General features: G+C 37.9%; 7 protein-coding genes. 5 read left to right on the forward strand and 2 right to left on the reverse strand.

Going from position 1 to position 14,029, the window contains the following annotated elements; genetic code table 11:
• Positions 1–10 precede the first annotated feature (10 nt).
• Both AAHJ11_RS00655 and AAHJ11_RS00660 read right to left on the reverse strand, forming a co-directional pair.
• Complete coding sequence (locus tag AAHJ11_RS00655) at positions 11–1,582, reverse strand: SusD/RagB family nutrient-binding outer membrane lipoprotein (RefSeq protein WP_148366789.1); 1,572 nt, start codon at positions 1,580–1,582, stop codon at positions 11–13.
• 14 nt (positions 1,583–1,596) lie between these two features.
• Positions 1,597–4,908 (reverse strand): TonB-dependent receptor, encoded by a 3,312-nt coding sequence (locus AAHJ11_RS00660; RefSeq protein WP_234132219.1) that lies wholly within the window; start codon positions 4,906–4,908, stop codon positions 1,597–1,599.
• Between the two features lie 377 nt (positions 4,909–5,285).
• On the opposite strand from AAHJ11_RS00660, the gene AAHJ11_RS00665 reads away from it, so the two are divergent.
• The 5 genes from AAHJ11_RS00665 (at position 5,286) to AAHJ11_RS00685 (ending at position 14,015) form a co-directional block, all read left to right on the forward strand.
• Complete coding sequence (locus tag AAHJ11_RS00665; protein ID WP_413578906.1) at positions 5,286–6,521, forward strand: phage integrase SAM-like domain-containing protein; 1,236 nt, start codon at positions 5,286–5,288, stop codon at positions 6,519–6,521.
• Between the two features lie 764 nt (positions 6,522–7,285).
• Positions 7,286–10,087: a SusC/RagA family TonB-linked outer membrane protein gene (locus AAHJ11_RS00670; RefSeq protein ID WP_413578908.1), complete on the forward strand. Its 2,802-nt coding sequence runs from the start codon at positions 7,286–7,288 to the stop codon at positions 10,085–10,087.
• 17 nt (positions 10,088–10,104) lie between these two features.
• Positions 10,105–11,655, forward strand: a complete 1,551-nt coding sequence (locus AAHJ11_RS00675; protein ID WP_217723495.1) for a SusD/RagB family nutrient-binding outer membrane lipoprotein — start codon at positions 10,105–10,107, stop codon at positions 11,653–11,655.
• A 27-nt stretch (positions 11,656–11,682) separates the two neighbouring features.
• Positions 11,683–12,816, forward strand: coding sequence for a glycoside hydrolase family 18 (locus AAHJ11_RS00680; RefSeq protein WP_234132225.1), 1,134 nt, complete (start codon positions 11,683–11,685; stop codon positions 12,814–12,816).
• An 8-nt stretch (positions 12,817–12,824) separates the two neighbouring features.
• The gene (locus AAHJ11_RS00685) at positions 12,825–14,015 is read left to right on the forward strand and encodes a DUF1735 and LamG domain-containing protein (RefSeq protein ID WP_148366795.1); all 1,191 of its coding nucleotides are present in this window, start codon (positions 12,825–12,827) and stop codon (positions 14,013–14,015) included.
• Positions 14,016–14,029: the final 14 nt, after the last annotated feature.

Here is a 14,029-nt window from a genome sequence, read left to right on the forward strand (position 1 = left end):
AGGTTAAAAATTAGTTCTTTTTTGCCCACCACAAATCCGTAGCTCCAGTGTCCGGACCACCTAACATCGTTGCAATAGCTGCCGATACATTAGCAGAATTACTGGATTTTTCTGTTGTAGGATATGGCAAACGGCGAACCATACGTTTACTATCAATGTCACCTATATAGCCAACAGAGCTTAGATTGTCACGTGCAGTGAACAGCTCAGGATAGCCGGTACGACGATAATCACACCAAGCTTCAATTCCCAATGGATAGTTGGCAATCCATTTTTGAGTAATAATCTTCTGGAGCTTATTACTTCCGTTTTCCCACGCAACAGTAGGTACATCAGTAAATGAAATATTGTTTTGAGAATTCCATCGATCTGTATACCCTTGAGGAACAACTGTGCTTGAAAGGTAATCACCAATCTCTACACCATGTTGATTCATTGAAACCTGAATGCCCTGTTCATAGTAACTCTTAGCCGCTGCTGCTCCACCTGCAATCCATCCCTGTAAAGCTGCTTCCGCTTTCAAGAAATATGTTTCTGCCGCATAGAAAACCGGCATAGGAGAAGCTTCTGTAACAGCTGGTTTGGAATACCTTGCGGCACTACCTTCAACACTTTTACTTGTATCTTTAATGCCCATACGTACACCACGATACTCTCTATATGAAGTCGAGGTATTCATATATTTGCTAATACGCGGATCATTATATCCATTCATGTATGCGGAAAGTGTCGCATTGATAGCTAAGTCACCCCAATCAGAAGCGATCCAGAACGGATTATATGGCATAGAGGGGAAAAAGGCATTATCCTCATTAGATTCTATTACTCCCCCGTTAATCGCTTCCGCCATCATTTGTTTAGCATATTCCGTATCTTCAGTATTAGAGGCAATACGCACAGCCATGCGAAGTTTCAAAGAATTAGCATATTTGATCCATTTGCTAAAATCACCATTATATATGATATCATATTCGGCAACAGGCACTTCTTTTCCTTCATTTTCTTGAACAAAAGCCGAAAGCACATTAATACTACGTGTCAAATCATCAAACATATTATGATAGAGTGTTTTCAAATCATCGTATGCCACCTGAAATTCTCCTTTTCCCATTTCTGAATAAGGAATAGGACCATAAATATCGGCAACACGAAGCATAACGCCTACCCGAAGAATAGATGCCCACGCATAAATATACCCGGTACCCCCGGTAGATTCTTTTATTGTCTGGAAATTTGGATAAAATTCCGTAAACATATCTTTGTAAGGAACATCTACCCAGTCGGCACTAGGATTGAATGTTCCGAAATTAGTGCCATTCCAAGGAGCAGTTGTCGCGAAATACCCGCCATACTGTCCCACCATTTGTTCGGTGTGCTGACTGTTATTTTCCTGGCAGGCATTCAATAAACGAGTCATAGACACAAACAACGTACCTACCCGCTCTGTCGGAGTCATATCCTCTGGATACACGTCCGTTGGATGTGTATTTAATTCATCAAAGTTTCCCGTACACGAAGCGAATAGCAGAGTAGTAGTAAAAGCTGCCACGCTTACAGTCTTGATTATCTTGATTTTTTTCATTATTCGTTGCTTTATTAGAATTGTACTTTTATACTAAATCCCATGTTTCTCAAGCTAGGCTGCATGAAATAATCCACACCAGTATAGAAAGTGCTGGTAGATGACGCAACCAATTCAGGATCGAACGGTGCCTTGCAATATATCATAGCGAGGTTGTTTCCAATTAAACCTAATGTCACATCAGCAATGTTATATAACCATTTTTTAGGAAGTGTATATTCAAGACTAACCTCCTGCAAACGGATATTGGTTGCTTCGTACACATAATGGTCACCTTCACCAGTACCAGCCGCTACTATACCCAAATAATCTTTAGCAGACACATTTCTGTTGTTGATCATTACACCTCCAGCCTGACGAAGTTGCGCGCTATATTCGGAAACGCCACAACGGTCAAGAAACGCTTGTGTATTAGACACAACCAAACCACCAAAACGTCCACTTAACAATACATTCAGACGTATACCTTTATAAGTAAATGAATTTCTCCATCCTAAATTAACTTTTGGAAGCAATGAACCAATTTTCCGATATTCAGTCTCCACCATACTCGGCAAACCAGTCTTGGCATCCAAATAAATATAACCATTATTATCGCGTTTGAAGTCACGGTTGATATACAAGTCTCCCATAGAACCACCCTCTGTCAGACGTACTACCGGTGAAGTTGATCCTCCTAATCTAGCTTTGTCTACATAAGGCATTTCAATCGGTTCACCTGTTATTCTGTTAGTTACACCATCTGCCAGCCTTTTGATTTTATTTTTATTATAAGTAAAAGTAAAATTACTGGACCAACCAAAATCACGCCATTCATTTTTGTATCCCAAAGCCATCTCTATACCCTGATTCTGTACACTACCTGCCTGGATGTTGACAGCTGTATAACCAGAACTTGCCGGAAGAGGTGCAGCAAACGTTTGGTTACGCGTATCAGAGTTGTAATAGGTAATATCAAAATTCAATGTATTTTTGAAGAAACGCATATTCAATCCCGCCTCATAAGATTTGGTAATTTCAGGTTTCAAATCAGAGTTCGGATACAGGGATTCTGCTTTGTATTGATCTAGTTGGTCGTCATACGTATAACGCACCTTTGTTAAATATGGATCATAGGCATTACCCACAGAAGTGAAAGAGAAACGCGCTTTCAAGAATGAAAACCATTCGGGCAAATCAATAACTTCACTCAAAATACTTGAAATACCAATAGAAGGATAGAAGAATGGTTTATTTCCTCTTTCTGAAAGAGCTAGAGAAGAATCCCAGTCAGCACGTCCGGTAAGACTTAAGTAGAGAAAACTTCTCCATCCAATTTCCGCATTGGCAAAAACTGATTGAGTCTGACGCTTTAAACCATCAGCATTTACTTTATAATAACCGCTGCGTGTCAGATTTTCGATAGTAAAATGGTTAGTCACATTATTCAAGTCTCCATGTAAAGAAGTCAATTCCATACGGAGATCTTTAATAGAAGCACCCAAATTGGCTGTTACATTAAACTCATTGAATGTTTTGTTGAAATTCGCCAATACATCCGCATAAACTTGTCTGTCCAGACGGTTTTCTTCTTTATATCGCCCTTTCGAACCAGCAAAGTTACCAACTGTACCAGCGTGGAATTTTTCTGTATATTTACTTTCGGTATTATCAATGCTCACACGTCCTTGCACATTTAACCCATCAATGATGTTATATTGTAGGCTGGCAGCCAACTTATAACGTCTTCTATCATTCTCACGGTTCATGCGATTCATAATCCAATAAGGATTCTGAGATGAAACACCTCCTAAATCACCATATGGCCAATACTGTGTATTTACCCCCGATAAATCATCATAACGTTCATATACAGTTACATCAGAAAAGTCTTCACCACGTGGAAACAAATACAAAGAAGTAAGCGGGTTGAAATACTGTCCTTGAGATACCATATTCTTATCGTTTTGAATAATATAGTTGGCACTTGTATCCAAAATAAACTTATTATTCAGAAAATTGGTAGTATTACGAAATGAGAAATTATATCTATCGTAGTCATTATTAGGCATAATGCCTGCTGCATTAGTTGTAGCTACAGAGATATAACTTTGACTCTTATCATTGCCAGTGGAAAGAGAAAGTGTATTAGATACATTACTTCCTGTGTTAAAGAACTTTGCAGGATCGTATCTCTTATCCGTTTCCAATCCCCAGCTCATCACTTCCCCCGTCATATTACCATAAGTATTCTGAAACTTTGGCATCATCATAGGATCGCTGAATGTAGTATTATTACTATAAGTCACAGTTGTCTTGTCAGCACGCCCTTTCTTAGTAGTAATTAAAACAACTCCATTAGCCCCTTCATATCCATATAACGCAGCTGCAGAAGGTCCTGTCAGCAATGACATACTTTCAATATCATCCGGATTAATGTCAGCTATTGATTCACTGCCCGGTTGCGTTGCCATCGCTCCATCACCACCAGAAGAAGCGCGATTGTACATTGGAATACCATCAATCACATAGAGTGCATTATTGTTTTGCGTGATAGATTTAGCGCCTCGCATTACCACCTTTACACCACCACCAGGACCTGAAGCACTAGAATTAATCTGCACTCCCGCTGCCTTACCAGCCAGTGCTCCCATAAAGTTTGTACTTTTTACAGTTGTAAGTTCATCCCCTTTCACCTGTTGTACATTATACGTCAAAGCTTTCTCCGAGCGCTTGATACCCAATGCAGTAACAACAACTTCATCCAATACTTGCGTATCTTCTCCTAAAGTTACTTTCAGAGGTTGAGCATTGGCAAGCGTGATTGCTTGGGAGGCATAACCGATATAGGATACTTCAAGTACATCACCTTTGGCAGCCTGTATTTTGAAATTTCCATCCATATCAGTGATAGTACCATTTGAAGTTCCTTTTACCAGAATACTAACTCCGATCAATGGTTCTCCTTTTGAATCGGTAACAGTACCACTCGCCATAATTGGAGTTTTTTTCTGCTGATCTTCTTTATTACTCTTTGCAGAAAGTACAATATGATTATCTACTATTGAAAAACTGACATTAACTCCTCTGAACAACTGATTCATTACATTATTCAGAGATTCTTTTGTTACCTTGATGGATACGATGCGATTTATATCGACATCATTTGTGTTATAGACTACTGACATTGAGGTTTGTCTCTCAACTTCTTTCAAAGCAGTATTTAAGGGTACTTTTGATAGATTAAGAGTGATCGTTCGTTCTTGCCCATAAACTGAAGCAAAACACGAAGCCAACAAAAGGAAGAATAACAAGTATGAGAACTTGTGTTTTATAATTTCTTTCATCTTATTCTTTTTAATTAGAAATAGTTTTTAGAGAGTTTAATTAGTGGCGGTAACTAAAATTACCGTTTTCACACAAAGGTTTCATGTATCTCTGTTTCTCATAATTAATAAATTTAAAGGTTACACTTAAAATAAATTCCATAAGCGCTTATTCAATAGTAATACATTCTATGTTGTAACCTTACTAAACGAAGATAAGATTTTTTTTGAAAAAATATAATAGAAGCAAATTCCTAATTGAAAAATAAATACTCAAATATTTGATAAATAGAATCTTATACACTTATTGAAATCAGGCTGATTTATTATATTTGCATACATTTTGCATACAAATCATGTATATTTCAGTTAATGTATAGATATAAACATTCATTTTTATGTTCAAATATTCAAGAGATGGAGTCTCTGTATTAACCATATTAGATACCAGAAGAGTGAAAAAGAGCGGGTTGTTTCCTATTAAAGTTCAAGTGGTATTCAGAAGAAAACAAAAGTATTACTCAACAGGAAAGGAACTTTCAAAAGAAGATTGGAACCGACTGCTAAAAGCGAAAAGCAGGTTATTGACAGAGATACGAAGTGATATAGAAAGTAGTTTTTCTAATGTAAAACAGCACATTAATGAACTAATACAAAAGGGTGAATTTAATATTGAGACTTTAAGTATTAGGTTAGGAAGACAAATGAAAGATATGAACCTGCATAGTGCTTTTAATCTGAAAATGAAAGAACTAAAAGACAATGAGCAGGCAAGTACTTATCTAAGTTATCAGAGTGCACTAAAAAGTTTAGAGAGTTTTGGCGGAACATATATTCCTTTAGAAAGAATTACAGTAGATTGGCTCAAACGATGTGAGCGTTTCTGGCTTTCAAAAGGTAAGAGCTATTCAAGCATTAGTATTTATTTCAGAGCTTTAAAGTGCATACTAAATCGTGCTATACAAGATGGCATATTAAAAGAATCATCATTCCCTTTTGGAAAAAATAAATATGAGATTCCTGAAGGCTGTGGACGTAAATTAGCACTCACTCTTGCTGATGTAAAAAAAGTAATGTCCTATCAAGATGGAACAAAAGATATAGAAGAGTTTCGAGATCTATGGGTATTTTCTTATTTATGCAATGGTATCAATTTCATGGATTTACTATTTCTTCAGTATTCAAATATTGTAGATGGAGAGATATGCTTTGTACGTTCTAAAACTTCGAGGACAGCTAAACATAGTAAAGAAATACATGCAATAATAACTCCGGAAATGTGGAATATCATTCATAAATGGGGGAATCCTAGAATTAATCCACAAACATATATCTTTAAATACGCTGACGGAACAGAAAATGCGTTTGAAAGAGTTAGGCTAGTGAGGCGTATTGTTACTAAATGCAATAGAAGACTCAAAAAGATAGCTCAAAATACAGGGATTTCTCAATTAACAACCTACACCGCTAGGCATTCATTTGCAACAGTTCTAAAACGTGCAGGTGCTAAGACTTCTTATATTTCAGAAAGTTTGGGGCACTCCAATTTAGCTGTCACAGAAAACTATCTAGCCTATTTTGAGAAAGAAGAAAGAATAAGAAATGCTCAATTGCTTACCGACTTTAATATTTAAATTAGAATAGTGCATGCAAATTGTATGTACATTCTTTATTTTCTCTAGTTTTTCAATACAATAATTTGTGAAAAAACAGAAGAGATAAATGGACTTTTCATATTCATTTTTAATTACAGGAAAATTATGTTATATATCAATTAGACAGTTTTACGTCAAATTTTATAAATATGCCATTTGCATGATGATAATGTTTATAAAGTCTATAAGTATCTGTTCTACATTTTACTTACTTGAAGCATAGCTTTAGGGAACGAAAAGCTATGCTTTAGGTAGGCTAAAGCTATGCTTTGGAGAATTGGTAAAACAATATTTGATTTTCCTACATATATGTTTTTTTCTATCCCTTTCACCTTTTTTCTGAACACCCGGTGACTAGGCCGTTTATGGGTGAAGGGGGACTCTTCATCGTTACATTCATATCGAAAGAATGTTGTAACAGTACTTTCTAAAATCATTGCGTTAATTGTAAAAAACACTGTGATGTTTTTTACAATCATCCCAATGTTTAAAAAAAACATCCCAATAAAAAATAATCTATGAGCATATTTCATTTCCAAGTAAGGTGAAAGAATCGCCTTTCACCCGTAAACGTCCTGTTTATCGGGAGTCCGGAAGAAAGGTGAAAGATAATAAATATTATTGGTGGTGATGAATTGTAGAGACAAGACACTGCAATCATATGCATAATGCTGTTTAATTTTGAACAATTACTTATTGATAAATAATAAAGGTGTTATATATTTTATTCCCTAATCATAATAATGCACAGTTTCTCCCAAGCAATCACGCTTGCCAATGCTCAACCTCTGAAAGTAACTTTAGGAGAAGATACGCAAGTATTGGATGAAGTTGTTGTTACTGCATTGGGTATCAAGCGTGCAACAAAGGCATTAAGTTATAATGTACAGGAAGTAAAAGGTGATGAATTGACAGCTGTAAAGGATGCTAATTTTATGAATTCACTATCAGGAAAGGTTGCCGGTGTTCAGATTAATAGTGGTGCAACCGGTGCTGGTGGTGCTACACGTGTTGTTATGCGTGGAATGAAATCTCTGACTAAAGATAACAATGCATTGTACGTGATTGACGGTGTACCTATTTTTAATACAGGGAAAAGCGGTGGTGAAGGGTTATTCGGAGACATGGGAGGATCAGATGCCGTTGCTGACTTAAACCCGGATGATATTGCTAGTATCAGTATGATGACCGGTCCTTCAGCGGCAGCATTATATGGTTCTGCTGCGGCAAACGGTGTTGTTTTAATTACTACTAAAAAAGGCCAAACAGAGAAAACTACCATAACAGTATCCAACAGTACTACCTTTTCTAAAGCATATATTATGCCGGATATGCAGAACCGTTATGGCACAAGTTCCGGATTATTCAGCTGGGGAGAATTGACAAACCGTCGATATAACCCATCTGACTTTTTTGAAACAGGATCCAATGTTATCAATTCGGTAGCATTATCTACAGGAAATACCAAAAATCAAACCTATCTTTCTGCTTCTACAACTAACTCTGGTGGTATTCTTCCGAACAACTCCTATAACCGTTATAATTTTACGGCACGTAATACCACCCATTTTCTAAATGATAAGCTTACTCTGGATATCGGTGCACAATATATCGTTCAGAACAACAAAAACATGGTTTCTCAAGGACAGTATTATAACCCTCTCCCATCACTGTATCTATTCCCTCGTGGAGACAACTTTGACGAAATTCGTTTGTATGAACGTTATAATACTAACTACGGCTATATGGAGCAATATTGGCCTTATGGTGATGCAAGTTTGTCATTACAAAATCCATATTGGATACAAAATCGTATCAACCGTACTTCCAACAAGAAACGTTATATGATGAACGCTTCTTTGAAATGGCAGGCTACAGATTGGCTCAATGTTGTCGGTCGTGTCAATCTGGACAACTCCGACTACCGGAATAAAAACGAAAAATCAGCTTCTACATTAACAACATTCTGTGGTGTAAGCGGTGGTTTTGAAGATGCTATGCGTCAGGAACGTTCTTTATATGCCGATTTCCTGGCCAATATAGATAAAACATTCGGTGATTTTCATTTAACAGCCAATGTTGGTGCTTCCATATATCATACTTCAATGGATCAGTTATATATTGCAGGCGACCTGGTTATTCCCAACTTCTTCCAGATCAACAATATTAATTTCTCCGCCAACTATAAACCGGACCCTACCGGATATGAAGATGAAATTCAAAGTATTTTTGCCAGTGCTGAATTAAGTTGGAAAAATCAACTGTATTTAACTGTAACCGGACGTAATGACTGGGATTCAAAACTTGCATTCTCCAAACAGAAATCTTTCTTTTATCCGTCAGTCGGTTTATCGGCTTTATTATCAGAAATGGTTAAACTACCAGAGGTGATTTCTTATGCTAAAATACGCGGTTCGTATACAGTGGTAGCCTCTTCCTTTGATCGTTTCCTTACTAATCCGGGTTACGAATACAACAGCCAGACACATAACTGGGCGAATCCGACCGTATATCCGATGGACAATATGAAACCTGAAAAGACTAAATCCTGGGAAATCGGTTTGAACTTGAAATTCTGGGGAAATCGGTTTAATTTAGACGCTACTTACTATCGTTCTAACACATTAAACCAAACATTTAAGGTGGATATCCCCTCTTCTTCCGGATATAAACAAGCGATTGTACAGGCCGGTAACGTGCAAAATCAGGGTATTGAATTAGCTTTAGGATTCAGTGATAAATGGGCAGGATTCGGATGGTCTTCTAATGCTACCTTCACTTTAAACCGTAACAAGGTGAAACGACTGGCAAGCGGCAGCGTGAATCCTGTGACAGGAGAAGCTATCCAAATGGATGAAATGAATGTGGGTTGGTTAGGTAAAGAGAATGTAGCTCCCCGCGTCATCCTGACAGAAGGAGGTTCTATGACCGATATCTATGTATACAACCAACTGACAAAAGACAATAACGGTAATATAAAAGTCGATCAGAATGGTAATCTGGGTATCACTTCATCAAACACTCCGGTAAAAGTCGGTAATCTGGATGCTGATTTCAACCTCGGATGGACCAATCATTTCAATTACAAAGGAATCGACTTGGGAATTGTATTATCAGCCCGTGTAGGCGGATTAGCTTATTCGGCTACTCAAGGTATTTTAGATTATTATGGAGTGTCGGAATCATCTGCAACAGCTCGTGATAATGGTGGTGTTCCTATTAATAACGGTAAAGTTGATGCCCAAAAGTATTACCAAGCTATCGGTACGGGTGAAGGTGGCTATGGCCGTTATTATCTATATAGTGCAACCAATGTACGTTTGCAGGAATTGAGCTTAAATTATACACTTCCTAAAAGATGGTTTAAAAATGTGGCGAATATTACTTTAGGTGTTGTAGGACGTAATTTATGGATGATCTACTGTAAAGCTCCATTCGACCCGGAATTGTCTGCCTCTACCTCCAGTAACTATTATATGAATGTAGACTACTTTATGCAACCCAGCTTGCGTAACTTCGGTTTTAATGTGAAAGTTCAATTCTAAAAGAAAAAGCTAATGTTATGAGAAAATATTTAAGAAATATCACAGTCGGTGCCGCTCTATTGTTACTGGCAGGAAGCTGTACCGATAAATTTGAGGAGTATAATACGAATCAATATCAAATTCATGATGCAGACCCTGCTACTTTGATGAAGTCTATGATTGAAACAATTGTGAATATTCAGCAGAATGACTCTCAAATGCAGGATCAGATGGTGGGACAGTTAGGTGGCTATCTATGCTGTTCTAACACATGGAGTGGTACAAACTTCAGTACATTCAATCAGAGCGACGCCTGGAATGCCACTCCTTGGAACACTCCGTTTGAAAAAATATACGGAAACTTTTTCCAGATACAGGAAGCAACTAATTCTACCGGACATTATTATGCTTTCGCCTGCATGATACGTGCCATAACGATGCTTCGCGTTGCAGATTGTTATGGACCGATGCCTTACAGCCAAGTAAAGAAGGGGAATTTCTATGTATCTTATGATACCCAGGAACAGGTCTATACTAATATATTAAGTGATTTAGCCAATGCAGCTGATGTTTTGTACAACTATTATGTAGAAACAAATGGTAATGCCCCATTGGGAGCCAATGATCCGGTTTTCGATGGAAATTATTCAGGCTGGGCTAAGCTAGCCAATTCAATGCGTTTACGTGTTGCAATGCGAATCAGCGGAACATGGCCAAGCATTGCTCAAGAGGCAGCTGAAGCAGCAGTAACACATAAGGCAGGATTGATTGAAAGTAACTCGGATAATGCTATGCTTTCTTGTGGCACACAAAGTAATCCATATCAACTGGCAGCTGTAAGTTGGGGTGATCTGCGTGTGAATGCAAATATTGTAGACTATATGAATGCATATGACGATCCACGTATGCCGAAGTTCTTTAATAAGTCTACCCTTACCGGAAAAACAGATGAATATGTAGGTATGCGTACTGGAGATGCTGATTTTAAAAAGGCAGACGCAGCGGGATTCTCTATTCCTGCATATACGGCAACTTCTAAATTAATGGTTTTCTGTGCTGCAGAAACGGCTTTTTTACGTGCAGAAGGAAAATTGCGTGGTTGGAATGTCGGTTCTAAAACAGCAAAAGCCTATTATGAAGATGGCATTAATTTGTCAATGGAACAGTATCAGGTTTCAGCCACTGAATACTTGAAGATTGACGAGGCTCCTGTCGTATCACATGAAAGTGATGCTGTGCAAAATGCTACTGCTACAATTACCAATACAGTGAGTGTGATGTGGGATGACAGTGAGGCTGATAACGTAAATGGAAAAAATTTCCAACGTGTCATTACTCAAAAATGGATCGCCAATTATCCATTAGGATTGGAAGCATGGGCTGAATATCGCCGTACAGGTTATCCGGAACTTTATCCTTGTATCGACAATCTATCAGATTGTGGAGTGAGTAGCCAACGCGGTATGCGTCGTCTAAGCTTCCCTTATACAGAGGCACAAAACAATAAAGCCAATTATGATCTGGGAGTAGCAGAACTTGGCGGTGCTGATAATGAAGCTACTGACTTAAAGTGGGCTAAGAAGAACTAATTTATATAATGCATAAAAAGGACTTTTATGAAGAAAATTTATTTATTATACATTGTACTCATATCACTGGCAACGACCTCATTGATCGGTTGCAGTGACTGGACGGAGTCGGAAGCAAAAACTTTTCCCGAATCGATCGTATCGGATGAATATTATGCGGCCTTGCGTGCCTATAAGCAGACAGATCACCAAGTTGCCTTTGGCTGGTTTGGCGGCTGGAGTGGTGAAGGTGCTTTTATGAAAAGCTCTCTAGCTGGTATTCCGGATAGCGTAGATATTGTTTCTATTTGGGATAATGGAACAAATCTTTCTGAAGCTCAACGCAAGGATATGGCTTTTTGCCAGAACATGAAAGGTACAAAAATTATATACTGTTCAATTATCGGTGGTGTAGGAGACAAACTGACTCCACAGAACATACTGGATAATTGGAAAGAAATGGGATATAATAGTAAACAGGAAGCTATTAATGATTTTTGGGGATACCCGTCAGACGAGAGTAATATAGAAGCAGTAGAAACTTCAATCCGCAAATATGCAAAAGCGATTGTAGATACTTTAAATCTATATGGTTATGATGGATTTGATATAGATTACGAACCAGTGGCCGGACCCTACACCGGAAATATTGTCAATTCAGATGAACATTTGTTTTTCTTTATTGACGAATTAGGCAAGTATCTGGGACCGAAATCCGGGACTGGAAAACTATTGGTCATTGATGGTGAACCTCAAAGAATTAGTACCAAACCTGAAATTGGGACTTACTTTGATTATTTCATTATTCAAGCCTATAATCCGGGTGGTGATTCTAATTTGGATGGAAGACTTATTGATGGTAACGTATGGGGACCGGCATTAATAGCTACTTTTAATGGGGTGATGAGTGAGGAAGAAATCACCAGAAGAACTATAATGACTGAAAACTTCGAAGCGACCGATGCTGCGATGGATGGCGGTTATCCCTATACCGACCGTTATGGGAATAGTATGAAATCTTTGGAAGGCATGGCACGTTGGCAGCCTAGAAATGGTTTCCGTAAAGGTGGGGTAGGAACTTATCACATGGAAGCAGAATTTGGTACTTCACCGGAATATAAGAATATACGTCGTGCCATCCAGATTATGAATCCATCATCACATTCATTACTTAAAAATTAATGTAAACTATGAAACGTATGAATTATATAAGAACTTTATACTTCTCTGCAATTATAGCAGGCTTAGGAAGTATGGTAAGTTGCGGAGATGCGAAATATGATGCTTTAGACACACATGCTTATATTGAAGAAGCACTTTCAAGTACAAGCCAAAAAGTAACTGTACAAGCCTCTGGCGAAAGTTTTACTACTCTAAATGTGCATCTTAGCAATCTTTCTTCTACAGACAACCATTATAAGTTGGTCACGGACCAATCTGTATTGGATGCTTATAACCACATTAATGGAACCGGATATATAATGTTGCCCGAAGGATATTATACACTACCGGAAACTATTACAGTGAAAGCCGGACAGTATGCCACTGATGCCCTCTCTATTGCCTTGAAAGCTTTTAGCCAGGAAATGATGAAGTCAGGAGAATCATATGCGCTGCCTGTAAAACTTGTATTGCAGGATGGAAGCATTTCACCAATGGAAAATACCGGAACTTTTGTTATTTTAGCTGAAAGTATTATTGAGTTTTCAGCCCCGATGTTTACCGGTTCTGCTAATTTAACTTCTAATAAATATGCAGAATCATCTGAAACGTATGCACAATATACGATAGAGGTTCGTTTTCAAGTAAGTAATATGAATAATCGAAATCGTGCTATTTTTAGTAATGGTAACGGTGATGCCCTGAATAATATCTTGTTGCGTTTTGAAGACCCGCAGTCTGATAATGAAAATTTCAAGGCTCATTCATTAGTACAAGTTGTGGGCCGTAATAGTCTTTATTTGAATCCAAGCAATTCTTTTAAGCCTAATGAATGGCAACATCTAGCTCTAGTATGCGATGGTTCATCTTACCGTCTTTATATTAACGGAATAGATTCAGGTGTCTTGAGTATTCCATCGGGACCCACTATTTTTTCCAGTATAAGTTGGTTTTCTGCCGATACATGGTGGAGTGGTTGTAAGATCTTGATGAGCGAAGCACGTATTTGGTCTGTAGTTCGTTCCGCTTCTCAAATTCAGAATAACATGACTCAAGTTAGCCCAAAATCTGTGGGTCTGGAAGCTTATTGGCGATTCAATGAAGGACAAGGCAATGTATTCGAAGATGCAACCGGCAAAGGTCATACTTTGACTACTTCTGTTACTCCTACCTGGATTGACGGTATTTTATCTACAGATAAATCTACCGAATGGAAATAGTAATAATTTAATCG

It is taken from the genome of Bacteroides sp. 90-K9/2, assembly GCF_047310725.1.
GTDB lineage: Bacteria > Bacteroidota > Bacteroidia > Bacteroidales > Bacteroidaceae > Bacteroides > Bacteroides vicugnae.